This window comes from Vibrio cholerae (assembly GCF_008369605.1).
GTDB classification, from domain to species: domain Bacteria; phylum Pseudomonadota; class Gammaproteobacteria; order Enterobacterales; family Vibrionaceae; genus Vibrio; species Vibrio cholerae.
Window position 1 is genome coordinate 917032 of record NZ_CP043556.1, and the last position, 14855, is coordinate 931886.

Below are 14855 nucleotides of genomic sequence, written 5' to 3' on the forward strand. Positions count from 1 at the left end.
GCGGTTTGCCCCGCGATCCTAGTGTTTTGGAAGCTCTTTACTTTTCCAGAGTTTGAAAATGGCGGGCAACACAAGCAGAGTCAGCAAGAGTGCGGATGCCATACCGCCAATCATTGGGGCTGCGATGCGTTGCATCACCTCCGATCCTGTACCTTCGCCATACATAATGGGGATAAGGCCAATGATCACCGTCAGAACCGTCATCATGACTGGGCGTACGCGTAAACCGGCCCCTTCACGAATAGCCTCAGTGAGATCTTTCATGCTCAGTGGCTGATGATTCTCTTCGGCATCCAACTTTTTGTAGTGCCATGCTTGGTTGAGGTAAACCAACATGATCACCCCAATTTCAACGGCAACCCCAGCAAGAGCAATGAAGCCAACGCCAACTGCAATCGATAAGTTATAGTTTAGGTAATGCATTAACCACAGGCCACCCACCATGGCGAGAGGAAGTGTCGCCATGATGATCAGCACTTCGCCCACGCGTCGGAAGCTGAAATACAGCAGCAGCATGATGATGGCGAGCGTGATTGGCACCACGACATTTAAACGCTCTTTGGCGCGTTCCATGTATTCGTATTGACCAGACCAAGTCAGCGCATAACCTGCAGGCAGAACCAGTTGCTCGGCTACGGTTTTTTGTGCTTCTTGCACGTAAGTCCCCAGATCTCGACCATCAATATCCACAAACACCCAGCCATTCGGGCGTGCGTTTTCGGTTTTGATCATCGGTGGGCCATCTTCGTAGCGGATGTCAGCGACATCAGCCAGCGCAATACGCGCACCGTTTGGAGTGACGAGTGGTAAGTTTTGCAGTTTTACCACCGAGTCACGGTAATCTTGCGGGTAGCGAACGTTAATCGGGTAACGCTCCAGTCCTTCAATGGTTTCCCCCACATTCATTCCGCCAACAGCGGTGGAGATAACTTGCTGCACATCTTTAATGCTCAAGCCATAACGTGCGGCGGCGCGGCGTTTGATATCGATGGTCACGTAGCGTCCACCCGCCACTCGCTCGGCATAAACCGATGCCGTGCCTTGAACACTTTTCAGGATCGGCTCAAGTTGCGCACCAATTTTCTCAATCTCCTTCAGCTCTGGGCCTGAGATTTTGATCCCGATGGGCGTTTTAATACCGGTTGCGAGCATGTCGATACGTGTTTTAATCGGCATAACCCAAGCATTCGTTAAGCCGGGGAACTGCACCAGATTATCAAACTCCTTACGCAGCGATTCGGTGGTGACACCTTCACGCCATTGGTCACGAGGTTTCAACTGAATCACAGTTTCAATCATGGTGAGCGGCGCAGGGTCGGTGGCGGAATCCGCACGGCCAATTTTTCCCCATACCGTTTGTACTTCCGGCACGGTTTTGATCAGCTTATTGGTTTGTTGCAGCAACTCACGTGCTTTACCAACCGAAATGCCCGGGTATGTGGTGGGCATGTACATCAAATCGCCTTCGTCCAATGGTGGAATAAACTCACTGCCGAGTTGGCTGGTGGGGTAGTAAGCTGAGGCCATCAAACCCAAGGCCAACACAATCATGGATTTCGGGTATTTCAGGCTGAGGTTTAAAAGCGGGCGATACAGAGCAATTAAACCACGGTTGACTGGGTTTTTATGCTCAGAAAGCACTTTCCCACGGATGAAATACCCCATCAGTACTGGCACTAAAGTAATGGCTAGACCTGCTGCCGCCGCCATCGCGTAGGTTTTGGTGAAGGCGAGGGGAGAGAACATTTTCCCTTCTTGACCTTCCAGAGCAAACACAGGCACAAAGCTTAAGGTGATGATCAGCAACGAGAAAAACAGTGGCGCGCCGACTTCTTCTGCCGCTTTGCCAATCACTTGCCAGCGGTTTTTATCCGTGAGTGGCGTTCGCTCAATATGCTTGTGAACGTTTTCGATCATTACGATCGCACCATCCACCATCGCACCGATCGCAATCGCAATCCCCCCCAGTGACATGATATTGGCGTTGATACCTTGCCAATGCATAACGATAAAGGCGGAAAGAATACCGACAGGCAGACTCAGCGCGATCACCAAGGAAGAACGGATGTGGAACAGGAACAGCGCGCAGACAATCGCCACAACGATGAACTCTTCCGCCAGTTTCTTCCAAAGGTTCTCTACCGCAGCATTGATTAACGTTGAACGGTCATAGGTGGAGACGATTTCTACCCCTTCCGGCAAGCTGCGTTGCAGTTCTGCCAACTTGGCTTTGACGTTGTCGATCACCTGACTGGCGTTTTCACCAAAACGCATCACGATGACGCCACCCACCGCCTCACCTTCGCCGTTAAACTCGGAAATGCCACGGCGCATTTGTGGGCCGATGTTGATGTCGGCAATATCGCCAAGCAGCAGTGGTGTGCCTTTATCGGTCACTTTAAGTGGCACTGATTGAATATCTTCAATGCTGGTTAAGTAACCCGTGGTGCGCACCATGTGCTCCGCTTCGGCGACCTCAATGACCGATGCTCCGGTTTCTTGGTTGCCGTTTTGAATCGCCATGTTGACTTGTTGCAAAGTCAGGTTGTACGCGCGCAGTTTTGCCGGATCGATCTGCACTTGATACTGCTTGACCATGCCGCCAACGGTCGCGATTTCCGATACTCCTTCCACCGTTTGCAGTTCGTATTTTAAGAACCAATCTTGCAGGCTTCTGAGTTGGGCTAAATCATGCTTGCCGGTTTTATCTTGCAACACATAGCTGTAAATCCAGCCCACCCCAGTGGCATCTGGGCCCAATGTCGGTTTAGCATTGGCAGGCAGTTTCGGGGCTACTTGGCTTAAATACTCCAACACGCGCGAACGTGCCCAGTACATGTCGGTTTTATCATTGAAAATGATGTAAACGTACGAATCGCCAAAGAACGAGTAGCCGCGAACGGTTTCTGCCCCCGGCACCGCTAACATGGCGGTTGTCAGCGGGTAGGTGACTTGATCTTCCACCACTTGTGGCGCTTGTCCGGGATAACTGGTTTTGATGATGACTTGTACATCCGACAGATCCGGCAAGGCATCCACCGGCGTCATTTTCACACTATAAAGACCACCCAAGGTGAGAAAAAGGGTAGCGATGAGCACGAGAAATCGGTTGTTGAGAGACCAACGAATAATGGCAGAGATCATTGTTGACCTCCGATGGCTTCCAGTTGTTTCAGTGAGTATTCCGAGCCATTTTTAGCCACTAGAAATCGGACTTTCTGACCCTCTTCAAAGCCGGAAAGGTTGATGTTATCGCCCACGGAAAAGTTGATTTGACCTGCATCCCAGCTCCATTCGGCAACCGGAAGGTGCGATAGCGTCACCATGCCGAATTCGGCCATTAAGGTGGACACATCGCCGTTGATCCACATTTCCCCCGCGACTTGCGAGTTGCCGGCTTTGACATCGATGATCTCATATTGGCCGGAGTCGTTTTTCTGCATTTCAAACTCAATCGGCTGACCTTTTTTCAGTCCGCTCAGATCAACGCTTTTGGCGACATTGAAGTTCATGGTCATGGCGGGCCAATTCCATTGAGAAACCGGTTGATGGTTGATGGTTAACATGCCGTGATTGGCCATCACATCGGTAATTTCACCTTTGGCCCATGCTGTTTCTGCAGGGGCTTCAACACCATTGATGCGCGAAAGATCTGCCGTTTGACTTGATTCTGAATCGAGCATGAAATGCGCGGAGGTGACGATGCGATCGGTTTGCGTTAAGCCTTGCAGCACTTCGACTTTGTCATCTGCTTCGCGGCCAATTTCAATACGCGCTGAGCGGTATTTGCCTTCGCCTTCTGCCAGTACCACACGAGTCATCCCACCGGAGCGGATCACGGCCGATTTTGGTACCGTAAGCACTTTGGAATCACTCACCGGCTGCAAGGTGATATTGGCAAACATATTGGGCTTGAGTTCGCCATTCGGGTTAGTAAATTTCAGGCGCATTCTGAGTGTGCGCGTTTTAGGATCAAGAATGGGGTAAACGTAATCGACTTTGCCTTGCCACTCTTGGCCGGGAAGGGCATCCAAAGTCATGCTGGCTTGGCTACCTTTGTTTAACCAGTGAGCCTGACGCTCAAACACTTCGGCATCCACCCACACTTCGTTGAGTGGGCCTGCGCTGATCACGGCTTGCGCTGGAGATAAATATCCCCCTTCACGAATATTCAGGCTGGCAATCACGCCGTTGGCTAACGCTTTCACTTCGATGGTTTGGGAAGCTTTGCCACGGCGAATCACTTGATTGATCTGTTCGCGGTCTACGCCAAGTGAGCTGAGCCTTTCGGTTGCCCCTTTGACCAGACCCTCACGACCAGTTCGCACCGCGTTCAACAACTCTTCTTGTGCTTTGACCAACTCGGGAGAGTAGAGGGTAAATAGTACATCGCCTTTTTTCACTTGCTCGCCCACGGCGTTGATGTAGAGCTTTTCTACCCAACCGGACACGCGCACGTTGGTTTGCCAAAGTTGGCTTTCGTCAAACGCGATATAACCGACAGTTTCAATACGAGGTGACAATTTGCTGAGTTCGACCTGCACCGTTTTCACGCCCAGATTATTTTCGACCGCCGGATCGATTTTCACTGTGCCCGGCTTATCATTACTGCTCGCCAAATCCTCGGCATAAACTGGGATCAAATCCATCCCCATCGGTGATTTGCCCGGTTTATCGCGTTTGTAATTCGGGTCCATTGGCGCAACCCAATAAAGTGGTTCATTCGCCCCTTTGTTGTCAGCAGTGGAAGCCATCGCGCTCATATCGTGGCTATTGAAGTATTGGTTAGCCGCAAAGCCCAGTGCGCCGCCAATCAGTAAAGCAATGGTTGTGGTTTTTAATGTTTTCATGAGGTTATTCCTTGGCAGATGAGCGACGACTAGATTCAGCATTCAGTTCAGGTTGGGTGACGGAGTAATCAAACCCGCCAAGCAACATGGCTAAATTGCTGCTGACTTGGTTGTAGTCAGTGATGAGACGCTGCCATTCCAATTCGACAGCCAGTTCATCACGAGTGGCGGTAATCACATCGTTGAACTGCGAAGTATTATTTTGATAGCCACGTTCCACTGCTTTGGTGCGCGCTTTGGCTTGATCAAGCAAAGTGGTTTTGTAACGTTCGAGGCGTTGCTCAAGGTTGGTTCGGTCAACCAATAGGGCATTGACCTTGGCATTCATCTGCGCAAGGAGCAGATCTTTTTGCGATTTGGCGGCTCCCACTTGGTATTGCGCGGCGGCATGGGTGCGATCTTGGCGATTACCCGTAAACAATGGGATGTCCATCGTTAAATAGGCGCTCACCAGATCGGAAGCGGGTTCTCCCTTCATGTTGTTGGCTTGGCGATAGGCGTACATCACTTCCACCCCAAATTGTGGTGTGTACGATTGCTCAGCCAATTCCACTTGAGTTTGGTTCACCGCAATATTGGCATCGGCCATACGCACCATAGGGTGCTGCGCCAAGAGTGGGAAATACTTGCCTGATGACGTGGTTTCGAGCAAATCATCCAGCTTTTGCCAATCCATCTGATTACTGGTTTTCAACTGAACTTGATTGGAGAGCCATTCACTGCCCAACCATTCAGACATTTGCGAGAGAAGCCGACGCTGCATTTGCTGGTTCGCTTGCAGTTTTTCTTCTAACTGGCTGACTTGCAGTTGAGCATTCAGCAGATCTTGCGCTTCATTTTTACCGATGGAGTAGTTGGTGCTGATGAAGCTTTCCAGCTCGTGCATTAAGCGCTGATTTTCACGGAGCACACGTTCTGCTTGCTGCTGATAACCCAACTCCAACCAGAGTTGAGTGATTCCGTTGGCGACTTCACGTTCCCGATTTTCGACTTGCAAAGCCATGCCATCGGCCTGTTGTGAGGCTTTTTTGCCTTGCAAATCTAAGGTGTCGCCGCGCTCAAATTGTTGCATTAAACCAACGGAAATATTGGTCATCGCATCTTCATCAAATTTGAAGCTATCGACCGGCAAACCACCAAAACCAACTTTGAGTTTGGGGTCCATGAGGGTAGTCGCGGCAACGCCGGTTTCTCGCATGGCTTGGGATTGGGCATAAAACTGCTTACGGCTTGCATCGTTGGCGAGCGCTTGTTCAATAAGCAGAGTCAAAGGATCGCTTTGGGACAGTAACTGCCCTGAAGAAGTCGCAGAAGACTGCGCCATCACAGGCGTTACGACCAGAGCGGAAACGCTGATACACAGCGCCAATAGGCTCGGTTTCATTTTTTCTAATCCAATCTGCACGTCAAAAAAGACGTGAAAACACACGTCACGGCTCACAGGAGCACAGTGACACAACGAATTTGTGATTGAATTAAGCTATTGGAGGTCGATAGAGGGATTGCTGCCTTTGCACCACGGATTTGGCGGATTCATAGGGAATCAAAGCCAGTTGGTATTGTGCTGGTAGGCTATAGGCAGTTTGCGGTAAAAACGCGAACACACTCACGCATGCAGCGGTACAGCAGTTATGGATCGAGGGAGCATCACTCATGCAATGGTTTGAACCTTCCTCCATTGAGGAGTGGCTCATCGGCATGGTGTGAGACATTTGGCTGCTATCCATCATCACGCAACCGGAAGGTGCTTCAGTTTCTGCTTCAGATTGGTGAGTGGAGGCACTGATCATTTGCCAAGTCATTAAAGGCGCGCTTGAAGCAATACTGGAGCTCAGCATGGCAAACATGCTGATGATGGAGATCCAGAAGATGCGAAGAGGAGATAAGCGCATTTTGTGCCTTGAATGAAAAACTTAGCCGTAATTTAAAGCTTTACCCTAGGGGAAGGTCAAGTGATGTTTGGGGTATATTGAGATAGTAATTTGCGAGAAATCACGCATAATCTTGCTACTCATTCTGAAAGAAGAAATAACCTATGACCAATTTTCAATATTACTTTCATCAACTACCTTGCTTTGACTGTAAGAAAACCACGGTAAGCACGGATCTGGGCTGGTTAACGGCAGCAATGAAAGAGGATGTATTAGCGCAAGTGGCAGAGCTGATTGCACAAGACAACGTTGAGCCAGATCTTTCCGTGAACGTGACTTGTACTAAAGAAGAAGCGCGCGATTACTTATTACTGAACTTCTACGGTTACTCAGAAGAAGAACTGGCAAATCAAGTAGAAGCGGAAGATGAGCAAGAAGTCGCGGATGAAATCGCAGAACTCGTGGCAGAAGGGAATGGCGCGATTGTTTTTGAACACGAAATCGCTCTGCAAAGCTGTACTGATTGCGAAATGGATGAAGAGTAATCCTTCAGCATAACAACAGAATGCTTTCATAATTTAAGGCGTTAGCAGAGTTCAATCGGCTAACGCCTTATTTTTTATAAAGCTTAAGGGTGTCTGGCCTACGATATTTTCTCTTAATGGGTATACCCGTCCTACTTGAAGCTGCAGCGGTGTTGGCTACGTTCGTTCACCCCAATCACATAGTTTGTCTATGCTCATGGGGATTCACTCACTTGCCGCCTACCTGCAACTCCAAGTTGTTTGGGTATCGCAGTTTGGCACTCAACAAAGGTGAACTGACACCTTTAGATACCCTCGTCGCATAAAATTCACGAATGATAATATTATTGATATTCATGGTTTTAATTTAATTTTTTCCTTCAAAGCGCTGGATATTTCTGTGATAGAGCTTGCATATCTTGAATCTATGCACCAACTTTTAAAGGTTGGCTAGGTGGCTCTCGTGTCATTTCATTCTATTACTCTAAGACTCGACCCCACCTGAAGAGGAACCGCAATCACATGCATGAAAACGGCAGGGGGAGTCATGACTCTAGGATTCAAAGGAAGAATATACGCCAGTGTGGTCATTTTAGTGACCATATCGCTGATGGTGTTAGGTACGATTAATATGCTCTCTCTCAAACGAGAGATGATTGATTCATTAACGACCGAAACGCAAAACAAGCTCAATTACCATGTGTCAGAACTCGAGTTTTGGGTGAAAAGTCGTTACGAGGCCGTATCTCGTGGTGCGAACTTGTTTACTCCCGAGTTATCGGATACCGATAACCTCAATAAAGTACGACTTTTGGCGGAAGCGGCGCAGATCACCAATGTGATTGCGGCCTACGAAGATGGTCGCTCTTATATGTCGATGGACAAAGAGGGGGGAGTGACGACAAATCGGTTTAAATTTATTGACCGTGACTGGTATCAACAGGCCAAAAGTCGTCGTAGCCCATTTTTGACTGAGATTTATCAAGATCAAGTCACTGGCAAAAAAGTGATCAGTGCGGTGAGCCCGATTCTTCATCAAGGCCAATTTGTGGGGGCTTTGCTGGGTGACTTCCAGCTTGATGACATCATCACTCAAGTGAGTAACATGCGTTTTGCCGGAGGCGCAGCGACACTGACCGATAAAAATGCGGTGTTTTTTGCCAGTGATGATCCTAACGATATTGGCCGCACCCCTTCCCAAGTCAGCCCATCGTTTCGCGAAATGGAAGCTGGGTTTCACCGTCAAGAGAGTGGACATCTTTCGTTCCCGTATCTAGGGATTGAATTTGATGGTTACTACAAACGCGTCAATCTAACCGATGATATGTACTGGACCTTGATGGTGTTTGTTGATAAAGCCACCGCATTAGCGGATGTCGATGTCGCCGTAGCGAATGCGATCACAACTGGGATAGTACTTATCGGGATCAGCGTTGGGGTGATTATTTTCATTATCAATCAAATTTATAAACCTTTGCTGCGTTTGAAAGTCGCGGTTTTGGATTTGGCTCAAGGCAGCGGGGATTTAACTCGCCGCTTAGAAGTGAATGGTAATGATGACTTGGCGCAGATCAGTGAAGGCTTCAACCGTTTTTCAGGTAATTTACAAAACATGATGCTGCAGATTTCCGATGCAACTCAGATCATCTCAAGCAGTATTGAGCAGTTAAGCCAGACGGCGAAAGAGAACGAACAGATGTTGATTTCCCACTCTTCCGAAACCGATCAGGTGGTTACTGCGATCACGCAAATGAGTGAGAGTGCGCGCACGGTTGCGGAAAGCGTCACGCAATCAAATCAGATCACAGAAGCCGCGAGCAAAGAAGCGCAGCAATCTTTGGTGATTGTGAATAATGCCGTATCTACGGTGACTTCTCTGGTCAACGATGTGGAAAATATGTCCGAAAGCATCTCTAACATGAATCGTGATGCAAACAAAATCAGCGAAGTGTTGAGTGTGATTGGCGCAATCTCAGAACAAACGAACCTGCTGGCTTTAAATGCTGCCATTGAAGCGGCGCGAGCGGGAGAACAAGGTCGTGGTTTTGCGGTGGTGGCCGATGAGGTGCGTGCCTTAGCGGCAAGAACGCAAAATAGCACCACGGAAATCTCCGATATGTTGACGAAATTGCTGGAAGGTACCGACAGCGTTGTGGGTGCAATGGAGCGTACTAAGCAGCAGTGTCAAACGACGGCGGATAAAACCTCTGAAGTGTCAGGCAGCCTGAATATGATGAGTGCATCGGTGAGCGACATTGATGATCTCAGCACACAAATTGCGGCGGCGACAGAGCAGCAAAGTACGGTGGCCGCAGAGCTTAGCCGTAACATGCTCTCCATACGTGAGATAGTCGAGTCTCTTGTGGTCAGCGGAAGACAGACCGTAGGCGCGACAGAATCGCTTTCTCACTCGAATCATGAATTAGAACAGCTAGTAGGCAAATTTAAACTGCGTTAATTAAGGTGTTCAATCATGAGTCATGTGTTATCTGATCGCTGGTTGGCGCTGTCTGCCAACCAGCTTAATCCGCGTTTCGAGCAACATTACTTCGCCGTAAAAGCGAAGTTTTTTTCCCGCGATCCGGCATTGTGGCCGCTGTATCGTTCGTTGGAAATCCAACCGCTTTTGCAGTCGCGTCGAGAGTCACCCGTTTACGATCATCATCTGTTTAAACAACTGACTACCCGAGAGGAAGTGCCCCCTTTTTCACGTTACCAAGGCAAGCCATTTGATGAAGTGGCTCTTTATGCCGCTCAGCATTCGAAAAATTGGGACGATCCTCGCTCGGTCGAGAATGTGATTTCAACCCCGAGTGATCCCGCTATTCACGGCGCATTACTGGCGATGATTGCTAATCCCAATTTGGTGTACGGCGAATATTCGGGTATGGCGGCGGAGTTAGAAAAGTTGGTGGTACGGCAAATTGCTTCACTGGCGGGCTATTCTACCGAGCAGGCGACTGGAATTTTTACCCAAGGGGGGACGTTTTGTAATTTATACGGATACCTGCTTGGGCTGCGCAAAGCATTACCCAGTTCCATTTCTCAAGGTATCTCGACAGGTTCCTTGCGGATGCTGAATTCTGAGGCAGGACACTACTCGAACATGACAAACTTGGCGCTGCTCGGGATCAGTGTGCAATCACAGGTGATCCGTGTCCGAGTCAATGACAATAACGAAATTGACTTGATTGATCTGCATCGCCAACTCAGTCGCTGCTTTGAGCAGGAGCAAGTTGTGCCAACCATCATGCTCACGTTTGGTACGACCGATACGTTTGCGCTGGATGATATCAAAGCGGTGTATGACATCCGTGAATCGCTCTGCCATCAATACGGAGTGCGTCGTAAACCGCATATCCATGTTGATGCAGCGGTAGGGTGGAGTTTGCTGTTTTTCGCAAGTTACGATTTACAGCGTAACCCGTTGGCGATTAATGCTGCGACCTTATCGGCCATCACCGAATGGCTACCTAAAATTCGTGCGCTGCAGTGGGCGGATTCATTTACCGTGGATTTCCAGAAATGGGGTTATGTACCCTACACCTCCAGTTTGGTGATGATAAAAAATAGGCATGATTTACAGGCACTCAAATCTGATCCCAGCTATTTCTCCTATTTTGAAACCGCGCGGCAACAAGAAACGCATTTACAAGCCACGATAGAATGCTCACGCAGTGCAGTTGGGGTGTTTGCTGCCTATTCAGCATTGCAAATGATGGGGATTGATGGCTATCAAACCATCCTCGCGCATGGCTTACAAAACGCCAGTTATCTGCGTGCGCAGTTGGCGACACTGACGCACTGCAAACTGATTGCAGAACAAAATCATGGTCCGAGCGTGGCATTTCGTCTCTACCCCCCGAGTGTAAAATCGGCTCATGACGCGTTCGCTCTAGAGATGGATCTCTGCCAACATCCAGACTATGTCGAGAAGATGGTGACTCACACTCTGTATCATCGTAGCCACTTTCTTGCGCGTAAGGGGCAAACCTTAAACAGTAACTGGGTTGAATCACTAACGCGTACCCATTACGACCCTGAGGGACACTGCTTGCATCTGCCGGGAGAAAAAGTGGTATTGATGAACCCGCATACCATGCGCACTCATTTGGATGCTTTCATTGCAGAAATGAGCCTCAGATAGGCATTCTTCATGACTGACCGGCTGAGTGTGGTGCGCTAAGCCGGTTGGGATCTGTAACACAATGTAAGTACTCGGCCTGCAACTGTAAGAGTTAGTAAAGAGAAGCTGTGCTAAAGTCGCAGTTGGTTATACTGCTTGCTTAGTATTTTATTGGGGGGACACGTTATGACCAGCACCAAGTTTCTCGTCAGGTTTTCAATGGCTTGTATGGCATTTGTGCCAACGTTAGGTTTTTCCGCTTTGACCGTCGTACCCGAGCCGCCACAATTGGCCGCTAACGGTTATGTTCTAATCGATTTCCATACAGGTAAAGTTCTGGTCGAACACAACGCACATCAAAAACTCAATCCGGCCAGCTTAACCAAACTCATGACCTCGTACGTCGCAGGGCAAGAGATGAAGCGTGGCAATATCCATGCGGATGACCAAGTGCGGATCAGCAATAACGCATGGGCCAAGAAATTTCCAGATTCATCAAAAATGTTCATTGAAGTGGGCACTTACGTCAATTTGATGGATCTTTACCGTGGCTTGATCGTGCAATCAGGGAATGATGCCAGTGTGGCGATTGCCGAGCATGTCGCTGGATCGGAAGGAGCGTTTGTGAGTCTAATGAACTCGTGGGCGCAGCAATTGGGGATGAACAATAGCTCGTTTGCTAACCCTCACGGGCTGGATAATCCCGCTCTGTACAGCACACCCTATGACATTGCGTTACTGGGCCGTGCGATTATTCGCGATCTACCGGAAATCTACCCGCTGTACAGTGAGCTTTCATTTACTTACAACGGCATCACTCAACACAACCGTAATGGTCTGCTGCGCGATCGCAGTATGAATGTTGACGGCATGAAAACAGGTTACACCAGTGGTGCGGGATACAGCTTAGCCAGCTCGGCCACCAGTGGCGAGATGCGCCTCATTTCAGTGGTGATGGGGTCAAAAAGCGTGAAGAGTCGTGAGGCAGAAAGTAAACAACTGCTCAGTTATGGTTTCCGTTTTTACGAAACGGTGACACCACATCAAAAAGACTCGGTGATCCAAAATCAGCGTCTCTGGTATGGAGATAAAAATGAAGTGGCTTTGGGCAGTGCTGATACTGTCTACTTAACACTGCCGCGCAGCGACGTGAAAAAACTCAATGCTGTGATCCAATTGGATAAAAACCTCGAAGCGCCGATCGCCAAAGGTGATGTAGTAGGCTCGATTTTCTACTACATTGATGAAGAAAAGGTCGGCGAGGCCAAATTGGTTAGCCAAGAATCTGTCGAACAGGGCGGGATCTTTAAACGTCTGATGGATTGGTTCAAGCTGCTCTTCTCTGGTTGGTTTTGATCGCAGTCTTTGGTCAATTACCCTTATCGATAGTATTCTCACTACAAACTGGGATTTTGATCTCAGTTTGTGGTTCGATGATCAACACACATCGCAAACTCACATCAGATTGACACGTTGCTCTAAAAATTCTGGCATGGTATCGGCCATTCGCAACAACGACGAGGAGAGGCAGAAATGGAACTGAACCAAGAAGACCGTAAGGCACTGTACGACGTCTGGATGACTAAGAAAGCCAAAATGCACATGACTCAGATGGAGATGACTAAGCGCCTTGGTGTGAGTCAGGGGGAGTTTTCGGAGCTACTGCGTGGTGATGCGCCGCTGTCTATGTCTTTCGTCAGTCGTTTTTGCCAGCACCTCCACGTTGAGCCGCACAACGTATTACCTACACTAAAACGCAAAACTCGCTCTGGTGAAAAGCTTGTGCATCTGCAAAACCGCGTTACCGTCGATGGGGATATTAAACGTGTCTATGTCGAAGGAAATCAGGTGATCATCGAGTACACCCATCTCGCCAAATAATCTGACTGGTTAAGGGCTCGCTCCTCACGGTTGGCTTTATAGACGCTCTCTCATCCAGTGGCAGTAAAAGATCTGCCACTTTTTATCGATAGACTTACAATTCCGCGTAACGATATAAGAGTTCGGTCAACTGGGTTGACCATGCCAGAGCATTTTCTGGTTGTGTTGCGATCAGTTTTTCCACTTCCGCACAATGGGTTTCTAAATCCACACTCTGCTCTAAATGAAAGGCAATGGCATAAAAGTGCCACATCAAAAGGCGTGTCATGCGCTGGGTATTTTGCATCGCTTGATCTGAGCCTTCAAACATCGCAGGTAGCTGGCCTAAAGCGATCGCGTGCATTTTCACCATTGCATCAATATGTGCCATGTGTGCTTTTTCTTCGCCTTCAAATTCTTCATCATCAAAGCGGTACAACTCGCGTAAAGTCTCTTCGCTGATCAAACGGTGCAAAATGCGCAAACTGAATTCGGTTAGCTCTTGTTTATCCATTGCACGCAGGCATTGATAAGTGTAGTCACGCTCCATGGCATTACTCTTCTTTGGGTCATAACAGGAGGCGACATTGTAAAGAGTTTTTGAGTGAGTGCCAGTCAATCTTATTTGAGTAAGTTGTCGATTACATTCGGCCGTGATGAGTTTCTAGAATCTTATATTCCGAACATATTCATTTTGTCTGCCAATACTATTCTGCATCATGTCAAACCTAAACCATGATTCAATCAACCAGTTAAGTGAGGGACTATGAAAAAGACAACGTGGGTATTAGCGATGGCAGCCAGTATGAGCTTCGGCGTACAGGCTTCCGAGTGGGGGTATGAAGGAGAGCATGCTCCGGAGCATTGGGGCAAAGTTGCCCCACTTTGCGCAGAGGGTAAAAATCAAAGCCCGATTGATGTCGCGCAAAGCGTAGAAGCGGATCTACAGCCTTTCACGCTCAATTATCAAGGGCAAGTGGTTGGGCTGCTCAATAACGGGCACACTTTACAAGCGATAGTCAGTGGTAATAACCCACTGCAGATCGATGGCAAAACGTTTCAGCTTAAGCAGTTTCACTTTCATACCCCTTCTGAAAATTTGCTAAAAGGAAAACAATTCCCACTGGAAGCGCATTTTGTTCATGCCGACGAGCAAGGCAATCTGGCGGTTGTTGCGGTGATGTACCAAGTGGGGTCGGAAAATCCGCTGCTTAAGGCTCTCACGGCGGATATGCCGACCAAAGGGAATTCGACTCAGCTCACGCAAGGGATCCCTTTGGCTGATTGGATCCCAGAATCGAAGCACTACTATCGTTTCAATGGCTCATTGACTACGCCGCCTTGCAGTGAAGGTGTACGTTGGATTGTGTTAAAAGAGCCAGCCCATGTGTCGAATCAACAAGAGCAGCAGCTTAGTGCCGTGATGGGACACAATAATCGACCCGTACAACTGCATAATGCTCGTCTTGTCTTGCAAGCCGACTAAATACAAGGCTTAGCAGGCATAAAAAATGGCGTCCAAGAGGACGCCAAAATCTTCGCAGAAATTAAATTCACAGAAGTTAAATTGGGACGAGAAAAGTCTCACAACAGCGATGATAAGCCGTGTGGCTGGTCATCCTTT

Annotated in this window: 11 protein-coding genes; 6 read left to right on the forward strand and 5 right to left on the reverse strand. The window is 48.5% G+C overall.

From position 1 onward, the window contains the following. Window positions 1–18: 18 nt before the first annotated feature. From F0316_RS18155 to F0316_RS18170, 4 genes are all read right to left on the reverse strand, one after another. Window positions 19–3144 carry an efflux RND transporter permease subunit gene (locus tag F0316_RS18155; RefSeq protein WP_149560797.1) on the reverse strand — a complete coding sequence of 1042 codons (3126 nt, stop codon included), beginning with the start codon at window positions 3142–3144 and terminating at the stop codon, window positions 19–21. Then, a complete protein-coding gene (locus F0316_RS18160) occupies window positions 3141–4850 on the reverse strand; it encodes an efflux RND transporter periplasmic adaptor subunit (RefSeq protein ID WP_149560798.1) in 1710 nt (569 codons plus the stop codon). Before F0316_RS18160 ends, F0316_RS18155 begins: the two co-directional genes overlap by 4 nt. A gap of 4 nt (window positions 4851–4854) precedes the next feature. Beyond that, window positions 4855–6234 (reverse strand): TolC family protein, encoded by a 1380-nt coding sequence (locus F0316_RS18165; protein ID WP_149560799.1) that lies wholly within the window; start codon window positions 6232–6234, stop codon window positions 4855–4857. Window positions 6235–6325: 91 nt separating this feature from the next. Further along, window positions 6326–6688: a hypothetical protein gene (locus tag F0316_RS18170; RefSeq protein WP_233447426.1), complete on the reverse strand. Its 363-nt coding sequence runs from the start codon at window positions 6686–6688 to the stop codon at window positions 6326–6328. Window positions 6689–6885: 197 nt separating this feature from the next. On the opposite strand from F0316_RS18170, the gene F0316_RS18175 reads away from it, so the two are divergent. The 5 genes from F0316_RS18175 to F0316_RS18195 all read left to right on the forward strand — a co-directional run bounded on the left by F0316_RS18175 (window position 6886) and on the right by F0316_RS18195 (window position 13252). After that, complete coding sequence (locus tag F0316_RS18175; RefSeq protein WP_000181107.1) at window positions 6886–7266, forward strand: hypothetical protein; 381 nt, start codon at window positions 6886–6888, stop codon at window positions 7264–7266. A 526-nt stretch (window positions 7267–7792) separates the two neighbouring features. Then, window positions 7793–9703 (forward strand): methyl-accepting chemotaxis protein, encoded by a 1911-nt coding sequence (locus tag F0316_RS18180; protein WP_162796741.1) that lies wholly within the window; start codon window positions 7793–7795, stop codon window positions 9701–9703. Between the two features lie 15 nt (window positions 9704–9718). Beyond that, a complete protein-coding gene (locus F0316_RS18185; RefSeq protein WP_002052632.1) occupies window positions 9719–11392 on the forward strand; it encodes a pyridoxal phosphate-dependent decarboxylase family protein in 1674 nt (557 codons plus the stop codon). A 198-nt stretch (window positions 11393–11590) separates the two neighbouring features. After that, entirely contained in the window at window positions 11591–12727 is a 1137-nt protein-coding gene (locus F0316_RS18190; protein ID WP_000752355.1) for a D-alanyl-D-alanine carboxypeptidase family protein, read from the forward strand. A gap of 177 nt (window positions 12728–12904) precedes the next feature. After that, on the forward strand, window positions 12905–13252 hold the full coding sequence (locus F0316_RS18195; protein WP_000422463.1) for a helix-turn-helix domain-containing protein: 348 nt from the start codon (window positions 12905–12907) through the stop codon (window positions 13250–13252). Window positions 13253–13346: 94 nt separating this feature from the next. Here F0316_RS18195 and F0316_RS18200 read toward each other — a convergent pair whose 3' ends face one another. After that, window positions 13347–13781 carry a hypothetical protein gene (locus F0316_RS18200; RefSeq protein WP_000439044.1) on the reverse strand — a complete coding sequence of 145 codons (435 nt, stop codon included), beginning with the start codon at window positions 13779–13781 and terminating at the stop codon, window positions 13347–13349. A 216-nt stretch (window positions 13782–13997) separates the two neighbouring features. On the opposite strand from F0316_RS18200, the gene F0316_RS18205 reads away from it, so the two are divergent. Then, the gene (locus tag F0316_RS18205) at window positions 13998–14717 is read left to right on the forward strand and encodes a carbonic anhydrase (RefSeq protein ID WP_114736123.1); all 720 of its coding nucleotides are present in this window, start codon (window positions 13998–14000) and stop codon (window positions 14715–14717) included. The last annotated feature ends 138 nt before the right edge of the window (window positions 14718–14855 follow it).